The sequence below is a fragment of the Streptomyces sp. NPDC048185 genome (assembly GCF_043202495.1).
GTDB lineage: Bacteria > Actinomycetota > Actinomycetes > Streptomycetales > Streptomycetaceae > Streptomyces.
The window spans coordinates 391,804-409,153 of sequence record NZ_JBIDAN010000005.1; the positions used below are offsets into that span (position 1 = coordinate 391,804).

Consider the following 17,350-nt stretch of genomic DNA (forward strand, 5'->3'; position numbering starts at 1 on the left):
GGCCCGCGACGGCGCACGGCTGCCGCCGGGTCCGCTCTACTCCGAGGGATAGATGTCCCCGCTGCGCATACCGCTCTCCTGCTCGGTCCGCGACCGCAGCGAGCGCGACCTCTCCCGGAGACGGGCACGCTCCTGCGGATCGTCGGTCCGCTCCGCGGCGTCGGCCAGGTCCTCGGCCTCCTTCCGCATCCGCTGCAGCCGCTCGTGCGTCTCGTCCGGGCTCATGGTCGATCACCTCGTGGAAGGGGAACCGCAGGGCGGACGGTCAGGCTCCGCACGTCCATGACCGGGGCGCGCACGGCCGCCCGCCGGCCGACCGCGCCCAGCGCCGGGTTGCGCGGCTGCTGACCACACCTCCAGGGTGCGCCGGTGACGACGAACGCGCAGCCCGGGTGCGCGCCGTCACGACGAGATGGCGTCCCGGACCTCAGGCAGCGAGGTGACACCGTCGGAAGCGAGGAAGTGACCGCTGCCGGGCACCGTGCGCGCACGGACTCCGAGCAGGCCGGCGAGGCGGTCGGTGTGACCGGTCGGTACCAGCGGGTCCGCGTCCGACCGGATGACCGTGAGCCGGTCGACGCGGTCGCCGATTCCCGTCACGTCACAGCCGTGTCCTATGTAGGCGTCCAGCTCCGGCAGCGCGGGCAGTCGGTCGACGAAGCCGGAGACCAGCACGAGGGCGCCGAGCCGCCACGTGCCCGGCAGGGAGCGCAGATGGCGCAGCACGGTCAGGCAGCCCAGGCTGTGCGCGACGACGATCGAGCGTTCGTCGGGCGTGCCCAGTTCGGTGCGTACGGCGTCCGTCCACTTCGCGGGGTCCGGGTCCTGCGGGTCCGGAAGGGCCGGGACGGTGGTCGGGACGCCGTCCGCACGGAGCCGGCCGGCCAGCCAGCCGAACCAGTGGTCCTCGGGGGTCGCGCCGTAGCCGTGGATGATCGTGGCACGCCGCCGGGTTGTTCCAGGTGTCATGCCGCAGGACGGTACGGCATCACGTCAGCGTGAAGGTCAAGCCGATGGGGAGGGGACCGACGGTGCTGATCAGCGAACTTGCCGAGCGGACCGGCGTGAGCGCGCGAGCGCTGCGTCACTACGAGGACCGAGGACTGCTGGTCCCGGCCCGCAACAGCAGCGGGTACCGGGACTACTCCGCATCGGATGTCGTCCGTGTGGCGCAGATCAGGAGGATGCTCTCCGCCGGTCTGGGAACCTCGGTCATCCGGCGGTACCTCGACTGTGTCCGCACCGGCGAGCACGGCATGTCGCTGGACATGTGCCCGGGCCTGCGGGCGGAGCTGGACTCCCTGGCCGGCCGCCTCGCCGCCGAGCAGGCCGAACTGCGGGAGAAGCAGCGGCGGTTGAGCGAGCTAGCGGCGACCGGTGACCCGGCTCGGCGAGCTGGGGCGGACGCGTCCCGTCCCCGTACCGGCGCTCCCGGCCCGGATCAGGCAGGAGTGCGCGGATCGGGTGAGTAGCCGGGCCGGAGCCGTCGTCGTCCGTCGTGGCGGCGATCCGTGGGAGCAGCCCGGTGCTTTGCTTCTCGGGCCGGTCGCACGCCGTGACCGTGCTCGGCCAGGAGGGGCCCCGTGGCGGCGCAGCGCGAACCGGACGAAGCGTACGGGTTCAGCGTCTTCTCCTGCATGACCACGTCCCTCGCGGGTGGCGGAGCCGGCCTCGGGACACGCGGTGTGCCCGAGGCTTGGCGCGCTGCGTGCGCTCGACGGCGGCGACGACCTGATGCATGGCGGTGATGTCCGCGGTCCCGGTGGTCATGCGGATCACTCTGATACCTCGAGCCGACTTGAGGTCAAGGCCGCGGCGCACGGGTCCGCCGGACTGGTCGTCCCCGGCGGACGCGAGCTGTACGAGCGTTTTATACAACCGTCTTGTACGACCGTATGAATCTGCTCTAGGGTGAAGTCATGAACACCGACAGCGCCGAGCGCTCCACCCTCACCCTCGCCGGCCGCCCCCTGTCCTACGTGGACTTCGGCGGACCGGGCCGCCCGCTGATCGCCCTTCACGGGCACATGTCGGAAGGCATGTCGTACGCCGACCTCGCCAGCCGCCTCGCGCCGCACTGGCGGGTCATCGCACCCGACCAGCGCGGCCACGGCGCCTCCGGCCGGGCGGCCGACTACAGCCGCCAGGGCTACCTCGCCGACGTGGAAGCCCTCATGGACCACCTGGGCCTGGCCCGTGCGGCCCTCCTCGGCCACTCGCTCGGCGCGATCAACGCCTACCAGTTCGCCGCCCGCCACCCCGAGCGCGTCAGCGCGCTGGTCAACGCCGAGGGCTGCGCCGAGCTCGGCATGGACGGCACCAACCCACTGGCGTTCGTGCTCGGCCTCCCCCACGGCACGGCCCCGAGCCGGGAGGAGTTCGTGACGCAACTGGGCCCGTTCGCGCAGTACTTCACCTCCGCCGTCCGTGAGCGGCCCGACGGCACCTGGGGTCTGCACTTCCACCCCAGGGACATGTACGACTCCGAGGAACAGGTGCACGGCGACCACTGGGCCGACTGGACCGGCTCCTCCTGTCCGGCGCTGCTGATACGCGGCACCAAGGGTGGAGTGCTGTCGGCCGAGCAGGCCGAGCGGATGATCGCCGGGCGGCCCGGCGCACGTCTGGTCGAGCTGGAGACGGACCACTTCGTGTACGCCGACGACCCGGCGGGCTTCGCGGACGCGGTGCGCGGCTTCCTGGCGGACATCCCGTAGCCGGCGCCGTCGCGCGGCGCGGTGCGGCCGCGGTGGCCGGTGAGTGCCTCCGGGCCGGCCCGAGCGCCCGGCGGGGGCGTCGCAGGACCGCGGCGCGCGCCCCGCGTGTCCGGTCAGCCGTGCGGCGGCCAAGCCCTAGCGTGGAGCGGCAACGATCCGGACCGACCGCCGGGATCCAAGCCCCCTGGAGGAGCCTTGACCACCACCGACCTCGCCGACCTCACCGGGGACTACGTCCTCGACCCCGCCCACAGCCGGATCGGCTTCGTGGCCCGCCACGCCATGGTGACCAAGGTCCGCGGCGCGTTCCACCAGTTCGAGGGCACCGTCCACCTCGACGGCGCCGAGCCGGCACGCTCCACGGCCCAGGTCGTGATCAAGACCGAGAGCATCGACACCGGCGTGGAACAGCGCGACCAGCACCTGCGGACCAACGACTTCCTCGACGCCCCCGGTTACCCCGAGATCACCTTCCGGACCACCTCGGTCGAACCGCGTTCCGACACCGACTACCGCGTCACCGGCGACCTCACCATCAAGGACACCACCCGGGCGGTCACCATCGACGTCGAGTACACGGGCAGCGCCGTCGACCCCTTCGGCAACCACCGGGTCGGGCTGGAAGGAGCGGTGACCATCTCCCGCAAAGACTTCGGTGTCACCTGGAACGCCCCCTTGGAAGGCGGTGGCGTGCTGGTCGGGGACAAGATCGTCCTCGAGCTGGACGTCTCCGCGATCAAGCAGCAGTAGCGGCGGCGCCCGGCCGGCGTGGTCCTCATCGCGGCCCACGCCGGCCGGACGACGTCTCCCCGCGTCGACCGCACCGGCAGGGTCAGTCTGCCGTGGCCGTCCGTTCGCGTCGCCGCGCGAACCGGGCACGAGCGGCGTCGTGCGCGTCGCGCAGAAGCCCCAGAACGGTGTCCGTCGTCCGCGCACCAGGTGTGACGACCGAGACCCAGCCGAGCTCGCCGTACACCGGGTGCGGCATCACCGTGTCGACGGCCGCGTGGTCGCGAGGGCGGCTCAAGGCGCGTGGCTCCTCACCGGTGAGTTCCTGGAACGTCGCACGGCCGACCTGGATGTTCACCCGCCAGCGGTCCGGGGCGTCCAGGCCGGACGCGGTGTCGCCGGGCTGGTCCTTGGTGACGATCGTCCCGTACGGCTGGACGTTCCGAGGCACCCGGCCGTCGGCGGAGTAGTAGAAGAAGGCGTCTCCCCAGGCGCTCTCGGGAAAGTCGCCTCCCCGTTCCGGGGCGAGCACGAGCGCACCGTCGAAGTCTCGCACGGTCGCGATGATCTGTTCCATACTCATGGTTCAAGCATGACCTTCAAGTGCTTCTGTGGGGTCGACCGGTGCGCGAGGCCATGAACGGTGCGGAGCGAGTACCGCTGCGGACGGCCGATGTCGCCAGGGAGTCGGGATACTCGGTCCAACAGGTCCGCGACCTGGAGCGGCTGGGAGTCATTCCGCCGGCCGCGCGATCGGCCAACGGCTACCGTTCCTACACCCCCGTTCACGTACGGGCTCTCCGCGCCTACCGGGGCCTTGCCCGCGCTGTCGGGCCGGTGGCGGCCCGGCAGATGCTCGCGGAGCTGCGAACGCAGCCGCTCACGACGGCAGCCGCGGCGATCAGCGACGCGCATGTCCGTCTCGCGCGGGAACGCGACGAGGCGCTGCGCGCTCAGGAGGCGTTGCGGGCGATCCGAACCGAGGCGAAGAGCGGTGACTTCGCGCACGAGGGTGACGCCATGACGATCACGGAGCTCGCCGGCGCACTGGGCGTACGTCCTTCGGCCCTGCGGTTCTGGGAGCAGGAGGGGCTGGTCGTTCCCGACCGTGTGACCTCGCTGCGGGCGCGTCGCTACGGTCTTTCCGCGATCGGCGCGGCCCGCATCGTCGCGGCCCTGCGCGGCAGTGGGTACGGCATCCCCGCGGTGCGCGACATCATGGGGTCCCTGCACCGGCTCGACGGAGTGGAAGACACCGAGCGCATCCTGCGGCGACGTCTCGAACAGATCGCTGCCAGGACCGTGGCGCTGCTCCGCGCGGGCGCTGATCTGGCGGCCGTCGTCACGTCGACCGAGGATGGGCCGACCGGGTAGTGGCCGGCAACTTGCCTGCGCCACACAGCACTTGGCCACTCGGCACAGGCATGTATCGGCCGGGGCGGGCAACCAGGAAGGAACCGGAAGAACAAAAGAAGCCAACTGCGAAAGTTTGGGAGATAACGATGTCGTCCTACAGCGCGCACAAGACGAGCCGGACGAGCGGACTGGCGATCGCGGGTCTGGTCTGCGGCATCGTCGGTCTGTTCGTCCTGCCGATCATTCTCGGCCCGCTGGCCATCGTCTTCGGTGCCGTGGCGCTGCGCCAGACCGGCTCCACGATGGCGAAGTGGGGTATCGGCCTCGGAGTGGTCGACATCGTCCTCATGATCGTGATGTTCGCCGTCGCGGCCAACAACGGCGGCAGCTTCACCTGGAACTTCGGCTGACCGACACCCGATCGCACGCCCGGCCCAGGCTCCGGCCGGGAATGCTGGGGCGGTCGCGGGCGTTGAAGACGGTGCGGTTGTGAAGGGGACTGTGACCCCGGGCCTCATCTCATGCCTGCGGGGACGATCGCTCGGCCGAAGCCCCGCAGTGACCTACGCCGCGGAGGCGACCGCCCTTCACGACCGCCCCCTCCTCGGACGCCATTGACCGGCTCGGACCGTCATGGGGCCAGTGCGGCGAGTTCCGCGTCGGCGCGCTCGGTGACCAGCGCGAGGACACGACCGGCTGCCGCCAGGTCCTCGGCGGGTATCCCGCCCCAGATGCGGGCGGAGACGGGGGCGGTCTCCGCGGCGACGCCGGCGATCAGCTCGCGCCCCGCGTCCGTGGGGCGGAGCCGCTCACCGTCCGCGACGAGGAGTCGCGCGGCCAGCAGTTCGTCGAGGGTGGCGCGGACGGAGGCCGGATCGGCCTTGAGGGAAGCGCCGACCTCGGTGACGAGATCGTCCGGTGTCCGCGGGGCGTCGGCCGTGACGGCGGCGCGCAGGGCTGTCTGCTGCTGGAACGTGACGCCGCGCCGGGCCAGGAAGTGCTCCAGGACGCCACGGGCGGCGTAGTGGGCCAGCCCGAGGGCGCGGGCGTCGGCGACGGGTGCGGTGGCGGTCATGGTGTGGTCCCCTCAAAGCTGTTGTCGTCCGGTGCGGAAGGTGCGAGAGGTACGTCGAGCAGGGTCCTCAGCTCGTCGGTGAACGCGCGCGTCCGCGAGGACGCGAGGCCACCGAGCGGCTCCAGCAACTGCTGCAGGAGTTCGTGGACCACCGCTATGGCCTGCCCGGTGACGTCCCGGCCGCGCTCGGTGAGAGCGAGCTGTACGGCGCGCGGGTCGCGGGGATCCCGGGTGCGCTCGATCAGGCCGGCCGACTCCAGGGCGCGCGCCAGCTTGGAGACGTACAGCGCCTCCATGCCGGTGTGGTCGGCGAGGCGGCGTTGGCTGGGCCGCTCACCGGTGCGCTGCATGGCGTGCAGCGACGCGACCAGTGAGTACTGCGCGTGCGTGAGGCCGAGTGGAGCCACGGCGCGGTCGACCGCGACGCGCCACTTGTTGGCGAGTCGCCACACCAGAAAGCCGGGCGTGTGACCGGCGGAACCCTTGCTCATGTCTTTAGAGTACATGGCTACTATGTCCATGGCTACTGTCTTCGGGCCGCCGTGGATGTCACCCCGGTGAGGTCGCCCGAGACGGGTATAGGGAAGGCCTGATCCGATCGGCCTCCCCTGAAGGAAACGGAAGATGACCGACGACGCCTACCTCGTTCTGCTGGACGGCCCGGCCCTGACGCTCGGAACGCCCCCCCGCGGCTCTCGGGGACCTGGCCTGCATGCAGACCCCTGCCGTGCGCGCCTGGCTCGACGCCCAGGGCGTCACCGCCTCGTCCCCCGCCCTGCGCCTGCTGCCGCCGGAGGAGACGGACTCCATTCCCGAGGGCGCCGAGCGACTGCCCGTCCCCCTCGGCGAGGAGGAGCTGAGCCGCCTGCGCCACCGTGCCGCGCCGGAGAACGTCGCACGGCTGGAGGAGGAGCTGCTGGCCTACCGTTCCTGCGCGGACGGACGGGAAGCTCTGCTCGTCCGCGCGCTGGCCGCCGGAGTGCCGGCGCACCGCGTCGCGGAACTGACCGGCGAGGACCTGACCGCCGTCAAGACGATCGCCCGCTGACGCCGGCGCGACGCGGTGCCCGCACCTTCTGCCGGGGGCGACAACAGGACAAGAGGTGCTAAAACTGGTGAATGCGTGAGGGGACGAGCGGCGCATCACCGAGACCACGGAAACCGGGGCTGCACAGCGTTGCGGCGCAGGTCTTCGTGCTGCAGTTGCTCATCGTGCTGCTCCTGGCCGCGCTGAGCGACATCACACTGGTGTACGAGACGCGGAGCCAGGCGGTGCGCGGGGCGCGACACGAAGCGCTTGCCGTGGCGGCCGGCTTCGCGAGCTCACCCGGCGTCGCGGCGGCCCTGCAGCGCCCGGACCCGACAGCGGCCCTGCAGCCGATGGCCGAACGGGCACGGCGCACAGCGGGCGTGGACTTCGTCGCAGTGCTCGACCGGGACGGTGTCCGCTACACCGACGCCCGACCCGATCTCATCGGCAAGCGAGCGAGCGGCGACTTCAGCCGGGCACTCGCCGGCGAGTCCTACACCGAATTGTTCCGGGGAGCGCCGACCGACGCCGTGCGCGCGGCCGTGCCGGTCACCGACGCCGACCGGCGAGTCGTGGGCATCGTGACGGCCGGCCTGGAGATCAGCACGGTGAGCAGCACCTTCTACCGGCAGCTTCCGCTGCTGGCGGCCGGTGCCGCAGGGTCACTGGCGCTGGCCACGGGCGCGGCGTGGCTGGTGAGCCGGCGGTTGCGCCGTCAGACGCACGGGCTCGGGCCGACCGAGGTGACGCGCATGTACGAGCACCATGACGCGGTGCTGCACGCTGCGCGCGAAGGCGTCCTGGTGATCGGGGAGAACGGCCGGTTGTCGCTGGCCAATGACGAGGCCCGACGCCTGTTGCGACTCCCCGCGGACGCGGAGCGGCGGCCGCTGCGCAACCTCGGCCTGCCCGGCTCGATGGTGCGTCTCCTGGCGTCCGAGCAGGATGTCGACGACGCCGTTCAGCTCGTCGGTGGCCGTCTGCTCGCGGTCAGTGTGCGACGGACGGGCCGCGGCCGGGGCGGCCCGGGCGGCGGGGTCGCGACGCTGCGCGACACCACCGAGCTCCGCGCTCTCGCCGGGCGAGTGGACGTCGCGCGCGGGCGCCTGGAGCTGCTGTACCGGGCGAGCGCGGAGATCGGCAGCACCCTGGACGTGGTGCGCACCGCCGAAGAGCTGGCGGATCTCGTCGTCCCCCAGTTCGCCGACGTGGTCACCGTGGACCTCTTCGATCCGGTGCTCCGCGGCGACGAACCCGTACCGGGGGTCGCGTCGTCGGTGCGGCGCGCGGCGGTACGCGGCGCGGTCGAAGCCTGGCCCTGGCACGAGGCGGGCAGCAGTCTGGGGTACGGGCCGCTCACCCAGCAAGGGCAGGCGGTCCAGGGCGAGGGCGCCGTTCTGGTGACCGATCTGGCCCAGGCGCGGGACTGGCGGGTACCGGATCCGGAGGGCGCGCGGGACGTGCTCCGGCTGGGCTTCCACTCGCTCATCACGGTGCCGCTGCGGGCCCGGGGAGTGGTGCTGGGCTTCGTCATGTTCTGGCGCGGTCGCCACCCTCCGTTCCAGCCGGACGACGTATCGCCCGCGGAGGAACTGACGGCCCGCGCGGCCGTGTGCATCGACAACGCACGCCGCTACACGCGGGAGCACGCCACGGCGGTGTCGCTGCAGCGCAGCCTGCTGCCGCGTGACCTGCCCGCACAGGACGCCGTGGAGGTGGCCCACCGCTATCTGCCGGCCCGGTCAGGGGTCGGCGGCGACTGGTTCGACGTCATCCCCCTGTCGGGGGCCCGGGTCGCTCTGGTCGTGGGGGACGTGGTCGGACACGGTCTGCAGGCGGCCGCCACCATGGGCAGACTGAGGACCGCGGTCCTCAACTTCTCGGCGCTGGATCTCCCCCCGGAAGACCTCCTCTTCAACCTGGACCAGCTCGTGAGGCGTCTGGATGCCGCGGACCAGACGGGAGGCGATGAGTACACCGTCACCGGCGCGACCCTGGTGTACGCGGTCTACGACCCCACCAGCGGCCGGTGTGCCGTCGCCTGCGCCGGGCACCCGCCCCCCGCGCTCGTCAGGCCCGACGGCTCGGTCGGATTCGTCGACGTGCCGGCCAACCTGCCGCTCGGCCTGGGAAGCGCTCCGTTCCAGACCGCGGAGACCGGCATTCCGGAGGGAAGCCGCCTGGTTCTCTACACCGACGGGCTCGTGGCGAGCCGCAGCGGGAACATCGACACCGGACTGGCACGGCTGCGGTCGGTCCTCGCCGGCACAGGGCCGGGCTGCGAGAGCACGTGCAGCACGGTCATCGACGCCATGGTGCCGGACGGGTCGCGCGACGACGTCGCCCTGCTGGTGGCGGGCACCCGTCGGTTCCCGGCCGAGGACATGGCGCAGTGGGACGTCCCCGCCGACTTCGAGGCCGTCGGTGCCGTCCGCGCCGCATGCATGCGCCAACTGGAGGGCTGGGGACTCGACGACGCGGGTTTCACCACGGAACTCATCCTCAGTGAGCTGATCACGAACGCCGTCCGCTACGGCACGCCGCCCGTCACCGTGCGACTGCTCCGGCACCACGTGCTGATCTGCGAGGTGTGCGACGCGAGCAGCACCGCGCCGCGCGTGGTCCAGGCGGCCGACTTCGACGAGGGCGGCCGCGGCCTGTTCCTCGTCGCCCAGCTCGCCGACCGCTGGGGCGTGCGCTACACCGGACACGGCAAGGTCATCTGGACCGAACAGTCGCTCGCCCCGGCCCAGGACCTGCCGCCGGAGACCTGACCGGCCCTGGTCCGCCGGCCGTCGTGGCGGCGTCGTCGCTTCCGCGGGAGGGCAACCGCTACGACTCGGACGTCGCTTCCCCGGACGGCTCCGTCGCCGACGTGTCCGGGCGCGGAGTCGTCAGGTGCTCGTACGTCCCGGTGATGTCGAGCAGGCGCTTCAGCGTCGGGCCGATGCCGTCCAGGTGGAAGCCGATGCCGTCCCGGCACGCGAGGCGGTGTATCTGCAGCAGGACGGACAGTCCCGTGGAGTCGACCGCCCCCAGTTCCCGGCAGTCCAGCCGCAGTTCGCGCGCGTCCTGCTGATCGCGCAGGGCCAGCCGGGCGGTGTGGAGCACCGAGTCACCGTTGTCGTAGTCGAGGTCGCCGGTCAGGGCGAGGCACACGGTGTGCGGGTGGGTGGTCGGCACGAGCACGACGGGGGTGTCGGGAGAGACGGTCACGGTGTTCTTCCAGCGTCCGAGGGCCGGTGGCGGGCGGTGAGAGCGGTGCGTCCGGCGTCGAGGAGACGGCGGCTGCGGGGGAAGTCGCGCAGTTGGTCCTCCAGCAGGTTCAGGCCCGGCAGGAGGGAGTGCGCCGGGACGCCGCGAGCCGTGAGGACGTCGCCGGTCCAGGTGAGGAAGTCCGTGAAGAGGTCCGGGTCGTCCACGTACAGGGCGGCGGCGAGGAAGTCGACGATGTGGGCGATGTCCTCGGCGGTGCGTTCGCGCTGGTCCTCGTCGTACTCGGCCATGGCGGGGAGACGTTCCTCCAGGCGCTGGAAGGTCTCGCGCACCAGGCTGCGGGAGGACCGGGTGACCATGGTGTACTCCTGGTCGGCCAGGTGCGGCAGGTCGTCGAGCGCCTGATGGGGCGGCCGGGGACGCGGCAGCGAACCGGCGGACAGCCGGTCGGCGGCCGCACGGGCGTCGGGCGCCCAGGCGTCGGCGCCCAGCCGGTGGGCGTAGCGCCCGTCGGCCCCGAAGGCGAGGCCGCCGACCATGACCGGCGTGCCGATGGCCTGGATGGCGGTGATCGCGGCGTGGGCCAGGGGCAGGCGCGTGGACAGCGCGGCGGACAGACAGACGGCGTCCGCACCGGTGCGGTGGATCTGGCTGATGAGATGGGTGGTGGGGACCTGGGCGCCGAGATAGCCGACCCGCCACCCTCGCAGCCGCAGTGTCTCGGCGAGCAGGCGCGCGGGCAGGGCGTGCCACTCCTTGTCCACGCAGGCGACCGTCACCTTCCCGCGGAAGGTGCGAGGGCGGCGGACGGGAAGCGCGGCGATGGCACGGTCGCTGATCGCGGTGGCGGCGTGTTCGTCGGCGACGCTCATACGGTTCGCGGCCCATTCGACGCCCACCGTGTGCTGGACGGCGCCGATCACCTCGAGCAGTACCGTCTCCGCTTCCAGCCCGGCGTCCAGGGCGCCGGTGACGACGTCGAGCGCCGCGTACTCGTCGGCCGCCCGGGCGGCCGTCCAGAGCTTCTCCGCCCATGCCCGGGCGCGCTCGTCGCCGAGGGCGGGGGCGAACCGGGTGCCGATGCCGTGGCGGCCGTGCTCGCTGCCGATGCCGGGAGCGGGAATGTCCGTCATGCCGTGTACCTGCCCGGAGTCGTCCCGTCCACAGCACTGAGATGGGCGCCCCTGGGCGCGGTGATGGCCAGCACCGCGATGTCGTCGTGGCGTCCGTCCCCGATCCACTCGTCGACGAGCATCTGCACGCGCTCGACGACGGCCTGGGCGGGCATCCCGGCGCACCCGCGCAGTGCGCGCCGCAGCCGCGTCTCCCCGAACATGGTGTCGCCCATCGGCCCGCCCTTGGCCTCGGTGACGCCGTCGGTGTAGAGCAGGCAGGTCTCGCCCGGAGCGAGCCGCAACTCGGCGGTGCGGGTGGTGATCCGCGGCAGGACACCGATCAGGGTGCCGCCGGTGTCGGCCTCCTCGACGGTGCCGTCCTGGCGCACGATCAGCGGCGGGGCATGGCCGGCGGAGGTCAGACGCAGTGCCACGTCGCGGTCCTCGCGGCGGGCGGACGCCAGGACGAGGGTCACGAAGCGCGTGGAATGGCTGCTGCGCAGCGCGTTGTTGAGCAGTCGCAGCATCTGGCCGTGGTCACCGGCCATGGGCAGCAGCGCCTGCAGGGTGTTGCGGATCTTGCCGGTGAGGACCGCGGCCTCCAGGCCCTTTCCGGCCACGTCACCCAGTACGGACAGGGAGTCCGGGCAGTCGTCGTTCGCCGGGTGGACGTCGTAGAAGTCACCGCCGATCCGGTCGGCGTCGACGCTGGCCCGGTAACCTCCGGCGAACTCCACGCCGTCCACCTGCCCCAGACCCGGCGGCAGCAGGTCCCGCATGAGCGTGTCGGTGATCCTGTTCTGCTCGGCGTACAGCCGCGCGGCGGACATCGCCGCACCGGCCCGGGCGGCGAACAGGCCGGCGAACGCCTCCTCGGCCTTGCTGAACGCGGCCTGCGGCGCGCGGCGCAGCAGGATCAGGGCACCGGCCGGTACGCCGTGGCCTGGCAGGGGAGTGATGGCCAGCGAGCCGACCGCGCCGAAACCGTCGGGGACCAGCCAGTCGGGAGCCGTGGCGGGATCGATCCAGCGTGAGGGCACCGGCGGGAAGCCCCGCAGTGCCTCCACCAGACCCGGTACGCCCTGCACGGCGGTGGAGACGGTGCTGTGGGCCAGGCGCCCGTGCTGGTCGCAGACGACCATCGGCAGCTTCTTCGCGGAGGTCGGCGAGATGACCAGGGCTGCGTCGGCCAGGTGCTCGGCGGCCAGACGAGCGGTGACCTCCATACACCGCTCCAGGTTCAGCGACGCCAGCAGGGCACTGGAGGCCTCGGACAGGAAGCGGGTGCGTTCGCGTTCCGCCGCCAGCTCCCTCACGGCCGTCCGGTGGGCGGTCTCCTCCACCAGCCACCACGCCGTGCCCCCGTCGGGGAGAACGGAAGGATGGGCCGAGAAGAACGCCTCTCCCACCGTGCCGCCGACCGGGCCGGTGCCCGGGGAGCGGGGCGCGGCGGCGAGCCAGTCCGGCGCCGACAGGGCCTCACCGACCCGGGCCTCGGGCAGCAGGGCCCCGGCGGCGCCGTTGAGCTCCGACACGTGGCCGGCCGCGTCCATGACGACCACCGGGAACGGAGCGGCGGCGGCGCTCACCACACGGGTGGCGCCGGGATGGACGCCTTCCGGGAAAGCAGACATGTGAGGGACACCTCCGGAGAGAACCCTCAAACTTCCTCAAGGGCGACACGGTTGTTGTTCGCCCACCGTGTCCCATGCCGGGCCACGTTCGCAACCCTCGGCCTTCGGCCGCCGTACCGCGGTGAGCGGTTCGGCCCCGCGTGGCGTCGTGGCCGCCGACGGCGTGGGGGTGAGCATGGGGTGACCCATCTCTCCTCCAGCACCGAGGCGATGCGATGCCCGACCACGCCCACCACGTCCCGCCCGAGGGCACCGCACCGCGGGGAAGTCTGCGGCCCGAGCTGGCGGAACGCTGGCTCTTCCGGGGGATCTACGGCCTGGTGCTGGCCAGTGCCATGGTGGCCGCGCTGGATGTGCCGGGGGAGGAGGCCGACCCCGGTGAGGACGCGCTGTGGGTGCTGCTCACCGCGCTGGCGTCGGCAGCCGCCCACGGGTACGCGCACGTCATCGCCCGGCGTGCGTCCGACCAGGGAGCGCCCGGCGTCGGCAGACTGCGGGCGGCGGCCGCGGAATGGCCGTTGGTCGCCGCGGTGGTGCCCACCCTGTTGCTCCTGGCCGGCGCGGTCGCCGAGTGGTGGTCGGAGGGCACGGCGGTCGACGCGGCTCTGCTGTTCAACACCGTCGCCCTGTTCGCCGTGGGCGTCTCGGCAGCCCGCACCGCGGGGCTCGGCTGGCTCTCCTCCTGCCGGGCGGGAGTCGTGGACATGTTGATCGGGCTCCTGGTGATCGCCGCGGACACACTGATCGAGTGACGCGGCCGGGCCCCCCTCCTGCGCGGGATGCCCTTCCCCGCCGCCCGAGAGCTCACTCACGCGCCACCGTGCGGTGTATGAATGGCGGAAGACCGGCAAGGCGGCTGGAATGAGCAGCTTTACCGGAAGGACCACTGCGAGCGACGGCGGGCTCCCCGCAGCCGCCCCTGGCCGCGAGCCGTCGGCTCGAACGGTGCCGGCGGTGAGCGCGGCCCCCATGCAGCCCCGGCGGGACGGCGAGGGAAGCCTCGCGCACGTGGTGGAAACCCTGTTGGACAAGGGCCTGGTGCTCAACGCCGACATCATGGTCTCGGTCGCCGGGGTCGAGCTGCTGGGCATCCGGTTGCGGGCCGCCCTCGCCTCCTTCGAGACGGCCGCCCGCTACGGGCTGGAGTTCCCCTCCGGCACGGACACCGAGACCGCCGCGTGGCGCGACACCCGGGAGGAGAAGGAGACCTGCCCGGCGTGCGGCAAGCGCGTGCCCGTCGAGCAGTTGCTGAACGAATGGTGCCCCTGGTGCGGGTGGCGCAGTGCCCAGGCCCAGGTGCGGGGAGAGTCCGGACAGGCCGCCCTGACGGGTCACCATGACGCCGACGCGCAGGGCGACGGCGGACGCGACGAGGACCGCGATCGGGACCCGGCCGAGCGAGAGGCCGAGCGGCGTGCAGACTGACCGGTCCCCGATGCGGCCCACCCGCGAACCGAGGGTGACCCTGGACGACCTGGTGGAGGTCCTGCTCAACAAGGGCGCGGTCCTGCACCTGGATCTCATCGTCGCCGTCGCGGACATCCCGCTGATCGGCGTCTCGGTGCGGGCGGCCGTCGCCGGGATGGAGACGATGCTGGAGTACGGCATGATGCGCCACTGGGACGAGGCCACCCGGGCATGGGCCGAGCGCTCCGTCGCCCGCCGCGCCCTCGACCTGCGGGCGGGCGAGAGCGTCGTCCGCCGCATGAGCGGGGGCCACTTGCTGACCGAGGGCGTGTACCACGGCTGGCGGCCCGGCACCGTGTACCTCACCGACCAGCGCCTCGTCGTCCTGCGCGAGGAGCCCCGGGAGGTGCTCTGGCAGACCGGCCTCGGCGCCGTGCGCGACGTGCGGCTGAAGCCGGAGCGGACGGTCGGCGGCGAGGAACGCCTGCGCCTGGAGGTGTCGCTGGCCGACGGGCGCCGGGAACTGCTCTCCGCCAGGGAGCCGGAGACACTGCACGAGCTGCTCACCCGCTCCCGTGTCGGGCGTCTCGCGCCCGCCCTCCCGTCCCGGGCCGCCGGCGAGGAGGAGCCGCCCGTCGCCGAGGGCCACCTGTGGTACGAGGAGCCGCGCAGGTCCGGCCCGTTGTGGCGCGGCGGACGGGCGCGGCTCACGGCCGGCCGGCTCACCTGGAAGTCACCCGTGGACGCCCGCCCCGCACTGGTGCTGCCCACCGCGGACCTGGCCGGGGTGCGGCGGGCGCCCGGGTACGGCCCCGGCGGCGAGGGGAGCGTTCTCGTGCTGCGCACCGCCGCGGGTGACGAGATCCGGCTCGCGGCGGACGACCCGGACCGCTGGGTCCGCCGGCTCGCGTCCGCCTGCCCCGCGGCGGCCACCGCGTGAGCGGGACGGGAACGGATCGAGCAGTGCAACGGAACGAGGAGATGACGACATGCCGTTGACCGTCGACGAGAAGAGCCTCAAGCACGGGGTGCTGTCCCTCGTCGTGACGCTGGTCGAGGTGATCCAGGAGGCTCTGGACCGCCAGGCCATGCGCCGCATCGACGGAGGCGACCTCGCCCCGGAGGAGGCCGAACGCCTCGCCGACGCCCTGCTGGAACTGGACGAGGCGATGGAGCAGATCAAGGAGGACCACGGCATCGTCACCTCGGTCGCCGACCTGCACCGGGGGCTGGACGACGTGGTCGACGACGTGGTCGACAAGCTGATCAACCCGCAGCGCTGGGCGGAGGAGGCCGGGCGATGACCGAGGACACCGCTCTGTACGTGTACGCCCTGCTTCCGGACCAGCAGGGCGTCGCCGACGGCGTCACCGGGCTCGGCGGGCGTCCCTTGCGCCTGGCGGGAGTTCCGGGCACCGGCGTCGCCGCGCTGGTGCACGACGCCACGCCGGCCCCCTTCCAGGGTGAGGACGACCAGGTGCGCCGATGGGTGGCGGAACAGAACGAGGCGGTCACCACCGTCTGGGAACGCGCGGGCAGCCTGCTGCCGATGACCTTCAACGTCCTGGTCGCCGACGACGCGGCGTCCGGCCGGAGCGCCGAGGAGCGGCTGGGGGACTGGATCAGGCAACAGGAGGACGACGTCAACGGCCAGTTGAGGGCGCTCTCCGGGCGGTGCGAACTCCGCGTGGAGATCACCCTGGACCGCGCGGCCGCCACCGCCGCGAGCACCGGGGAGACGGAGGACGCCCCCCGGTCGCCCGGCATGCGGCGGCTGCTCGCCAAGCAGCGCGAACAGCGCGAGAAGGACGAGGCCGGCCGGCTCGCGGACACGCTGCACGCCGGCATCCGGCGGCGCCTGCTGGCGGTCGCCGAGGACCTCCGCGACCGCGGGCCGGCCCACCGCGTGCCCGGCGAGACCGACGTCCTGTCCGCGGCCCTGCTCGTCCGGCACGAGGACATCGACGCCGTGGGTGCCGTCCTGAGCGAGGCGCAGGCCGGGCAGCCCGCCCTGCGCATCCGTTTCCTGGGCCCCTGGCCGCCGTACTCGTTCACCGAGACACGGCCCCACGAGCCGGCGGAGCACGCGGCGCGCTGACCTCCGTGCGGGCCGCGATCCTTCCGCGCGTCCGGGAATGCCCGGGCGCACGGCCGTGTTGTGGCGACCGTGAGCGTGGAGGGGACAGTGTCCCCGGGCCTCACCTCTCGCCTGCGGGGACGATCGTCCGGCTGAAGCCCCGCAGAGCCGCTCGCCGCGCAGGCGACCGCCCCTCCACGTCACCCTTCGTCGGGAATGCGGTACCCGTCGCGGGCGTTGCACCGTACGTATGACATGTCCGAGTCAAGCGACTCGGGCGAAAGGAGCACCCCATGGCACGCAGCACCACGCGTCCGGTCGTCAGGCTCACCTCCACGGCCGGCACCGGCGTCACCTACGTGACCCGCAAGAGCCGTCTGAACGACCCCGACCGGCTGGTCCTGCGCAAGTACGACCCGGTCGTCGGCGGGCACGTCCTCTTCCGCGAGGCGCGCTGACCCGCGCGGACCGCCGCTCCTCGCTCCACCGCGCCGCCGCTCCCGAGGCGGCGGCCTCCAGGAAGGACAGCACCATGAGGCACGGAACACACCCTGTCTCCCGTCCGGTCGTCTTCCGCGACCGCGCGGCGGGCTTCCGGATCCTCACCCGCTCCACGCTCGACGCCCGTGAGACGGTCGAGTGGGAGGACGGCGTGACGTACCCGGTCGTCGACGTCGAGATCTCGTCGGCGAGCCACCCGTTCTTCACCGGCACCTCGCGCGTCGTCGACACCGCAGGCCGTGTGGAGCGTTTCGAGCGGCGCTACGGCACCGCCGCCCCCGCCCGCCGCTGACGGCACCCGATCCTCCGGAGGGACACCGCGATGAAGGTACGCAAGTCGCTGCGCTCGATGAAGTCCAAGCCCGGCGCCCAGGTGGTGCGCCGGCACGGAGTGACCTACGTGATCAACAAGAAGGACCCGCGTTTCAAGGCCCGTCAGGGCTGACGGGACATCACGGCGGACCCGAGGGCCCGGCACCGCACGCCCGCGGTG

At 72.6% G+C, this 17,350-nt stretch carries 22 protein-coding genes and 1 pseudogene; 15 read left to right on the plus strand and 8 right to left on the minus strand.

Annotated elements, in window-relative coordinates:
- Window positions 1-36: 36 nt before the first annotated feature.
- A complete protein-coding gene (locus ACGF3H_RS17875) occupies window positions 37-225 on the minus strand; it encodes a DUF6381 family protein (protein ID WP_362493436.1) in 189 nt (62 codons plus the stop codon).
- 177 nt (window positions 226-402) lie between these two features.
- The gene (locus ACGF3H_RS17880; protein WP_362493433.1) at window positions 403-969 is read right to left on the minus strand and encodes an alpha/beta hydrolase; all 567 of its coding nucleotides are present in this window, start codon (window positions 967-969) and stop codon (window positions 403-405) included.
- Window positions 970-1,013: 44 nt separating this feature from the next.
- Here ACGF3H_RS17880 and ACGF3H_RS17885 point away from each other — a divergent pair, with 44 nt between their 5' ends.
- From ACGF3H_RS17885 to ACGF3H_RS17895, 3 genes are all read left to right on the plus strand, one after another.
- Complete coding sequence (locus ACGF3H_RS17885) at window positions 1,014-1,472, plus strand: MerR family transcriptional regulator (RefSeq protein ID WP_362493430.1); 459 nt, start codon at window positions 1,014-1,016, stop codon at window positions 1,470-1,472.
- 447 nt (window positions 1,473-1,919) lie between these two features.
- The gene (locus tag ACGF3H_RS17890) at window positions 1,920-2,717 is read left to right on the plus strand and encodes an alpha/beta hydrolase (RefSeq protein WP_362493428.1); all 798 of its coding nucleotides are present in this window, start codon (window positions 1,920-1,922) and stop codon (window positions 2,715-2,717) included.
- 195 nt (window positions 2,718-2,912) lie between these two features.
- Window positions 2,913-3,467 carry a YceI family protein gene (locus ACGF3H_RS17895; RefSeq protein WP_362493425.1) on the plus strand — a complete coding sequence of 185 codons (555 nt, stop codon included), beginning with the start codon at window positions 2,913-2,915 and terminating at the stop codon, window positions 3,465-3,467.
- 82 nt (window positions 3,468-3,549) lie between these two features.
- Here the strand turns inward: ACGF3H_RS17895 and ACGF3H_RS17900 are convergent, their stop codons facing one another.
- A complete protein-coding gene (locus tag ACGF3H_RS17900; protein WP_362493675.1) occupies window positions 3,550-4,023 on the minus strand; it encodes a DUF6194 family protein in 474 nt (157 codons plus the stop codon).
- Window positions 4,024-4,082: 59 nt separating this feature from the next.
- Between ACGF3H_RS17900 and ACGF3H_RS17905 the strand changes: the two genes are divergently transcribed.
- Together ACGF3H_RS17905 and ACGF3H_RS17910 are read left to right on the plus strand one after the other, a co-directional pair.
- Window positions 4,083-4,820: a MerR family transcriptional regulator gene (locus tag ACGF3H_RS17905; RefSeq protein ID WP_362493672.1), complete on the plus strand. Its 738-nt coding sequence runs from the start codon at window positions 4,083-4,085 to the stop codon at window positions 4,818-4,820.
- Window positions 4,821-4,948: 128 nt separating this feature from the next.
- On the plus strand, window positions 4,949-5,212 hold the full coding sequence (locus ACGF3H_RS17910; RefSeq protein ID WP_362493422.1) for a DUF4190 domain-containing protein: 264 nt from the start codon (window positions 4,949-4,951) through the stop codon (window positions 5,210-5,212).
- A 221-nt stretch (window positions 5,213-5,433) separates the two neighbouring features.
- Here the strand turns inward: ACGF3H_RS17910 and ACGF3H_RS17915 are convergent, their stop codons facing one another.
- Both ACGF3H_RS17915 and ACGF3H_RS17920 read right to left on the minus strand, forming a co-directional pair.
- Window positions 5,434-5,877: a MarR family transcriptional regulator gene (locus ACGF3H_RS17915; RefSeq protein WP_362493420.1), complete on the minus strand. Its 444-nt coding sequence runs from the start codon at window positions 5,875-5,877 to the stop codon at window positions 5,434-5,436.
- The gene (locus ACGF3H_RS17920; RefSeq protein WP_362493418.1) at window positions 5,874-6,368 is read right to left on the minus strand and encodes a MarR family transcriptional regulator; all 495 of its coding nucleotides are present in this window, start codon (window positions 6,366-6,368) and stop codon (window positions 5,874-5,876) included. The genes ACGF3H_RS17915 and ACGF3H_RS17920 overlap by 4 nt, the downstream gene beginning before the upstream one ends.
- A gap of 133 nt (window positions 6,369-6,501) precedes the next feature.
- On the opposite strand from ACGF3H_RS17920, the pseudogene ACGF3H_RS17925 reads away from it, so the two are divergent.
- Both ACGF3H_RS17925 and ACGF3H_RS17930 read left to right on the plus strand, forming a co-directional pair.
- Window positions 6,502-6,925 (plus strand): annotated as a pseudogene (locus tag ACGF3H_RS17925) (DUF6003 family protein).
- A 146-nt stretch (window positions 6,926-7,071) separates the two neighbouring features.
- A complete protein-coding gene (locus tag ACGF3H_RS17930) occupies window positions 7,072-9,681 on the plus strand; it encodes a SpoIIE family protein phosphatase (protein WP_362493416.1) in 2,610 nt (869 codons plus the stop codon).
- Between the two features lie 58 nt (window positions 9,682-9,739).
- On the opposite strand, the gene ACGF3H_RS17935 is transcribed toward ACGF3H_RS17930, so the two are convergent.
- The 3 genes from ACGF3H_RS17935 to ACGF3H_RS17945 are packed head-to-tail and all read right to left on the minus strand — an operon-like array spanning window position 9,740 to window position 12,872.
- On the minus strand, window positions 9,740-10,123 hold the full coding sequence (locus tag ACGF3H_RS17935) for an STAS domain-containing protein (RefSeq protein WP_362493413.1): 384 nt from the start codon (window positions 10,121-10,123) through the stop codon (window positions 9,740-9,742).
- Complete coding sequence (locus ACGF3H_RS17940) at window positions 10,120-11,256, minus strand: cobalamin-dependent protein (RefSeq protein ID WP_362493410.1); 1,137 nt, start codon at window positions 11,254-11,256, stop codon at window positions 10,120-10,122. The genes ACGF3H_RS17935 and ACGF3H_RS17940 overlap by 4 nt, the downstream gene beginning before the upstream one ends.
- The gene (locus tag ACGF3H_RS17945) at window positions 11,253-12,872 is read right to left on the minus strand and encodes a PP2C family protein-serine/threonine phosphatase (protein WP_362493408.1); all 1,620 of its coding nucleotides are present in this window, start codon (window positions 12,870-12,872) and stop codon (window positions 11,253-11,255) included. Before ACGF3H_RS17945 ends, ACGF3H_RS17940 begins: the two co-directional genes overlap by 4 nt.
- 215 nt (window positions 12,873-13,087) lie before the next feature.
- Here ACGF3H_RS17945 and ACGF3H_RS17950 point away from each other — a divergent pair, with 215 nt between their 5' ends.
- From ACGF3H_RS17950 to ykgO, 8 genes are all read left to right on the plus strand, one after another.
- Window positions 13,088-13,624, plus strand: coding sequence for a hypothetical protein (locus ACGF3H_RS17950; RefSeq protein WP_362493405.1), 537 nt, complete (start codon window positions 13,088-13,090; stop codon window positions 13,622-13,624).
- A 202-nt stretch (window positions 13,625-13,826) separates the two neighbouring features.
- Window positions 13,827-14,297 (plus strand): gas vesicle protein, encoded by a 471-nt coding sequence (locus ACGF3H_RS17955; protein ID WP_362493403.1) that lies wholly within the window; start codon window positions 13,827-13,829, stop codon window positions 14,295-14,297.
- Complete coding sequence (locus ACGF3H_RS17960; RefSeq protein ID WP_362493401.1) at window positions 14,287-15,219, plus strand: gas vesicle protein GvpJ; 933 nt, start codon at window positions 14,287-14,289, stop codon at window positions 15,217-15,219. Before ACGF3H_RS17955 ends, ACGF3H_RS17960 begins: the two co-directional genes overlap by 11 nt.
- A gap of 49 nt (window positions 15,220-15,268) precedes the next feature.
- Complete coding sequence (locus ACGF3H_RS17965) at window positions 15,269-15,583, plus strand: gas vesicle protein K (RefSeq protein ID WP_362493398.1); 315 nt, start codon at window positions 15,269-15,271, stop codon at window positions 15,581-15,583.
- Window positions 15,580-16,377, plus strand: a complete 798-nt coding sequence (locus ACGF3H_RS17970) for a GvpL/GvpF family gas vesicle protein (RefSeq protein ID WP_362493395.1) — start codon at window positions 15,580-15,582, stop codon at window positions 16,375-16,377. The genes ACGF3H_RS17965 and ACGF3H_RS17970 overlap by 4 nt, the downstream gene beginning before the upstream one ends.
- A 272-nt stretch (window positions 16,378-16,649) precedes the next feature.
- Window positions 16,650-16,814 (plus strand): 50S ribosomal protein L33, encoded by a 165-nt coding sequence (rpmG, locus tag ACGF3H_RS17975; RefSeq protein ID WP_362493392.1) that lies wholly within the window; start codon window positions 16,650-16,652, stop codon window positions 16,812-16,814.
- 74 nt (window positions 16,815-16,888) lie between these two features.
- A complete protein-coding gene (locus tag ACGF3H_RS17980) occupies window positions 16,889-17,149 on the plus strand; it encodes a type B 50S ribosomal protein L31 (RefSeq protein ID WP_362493389.1) in 261 nt (86 codons plus the stop codon).
- A gap of 30 nt (window positions 17,150-17,179) precedes the next feature.
- Window positions 17,180-17,302 (plus strand): type B 50S ribosomal protein L36, encoded by a 123-nt coding sequence (gene ykgO / locus ACGF3H_RS17985; protein ID WP_362493386.1) that lies wholly within the window; start codon window positions 17,180-17,182, stop codon window positions 17,300-17,302.
- The last annotated feature ends 48 nt before the right edge of the window (window positions 17,303-17,350 follow it).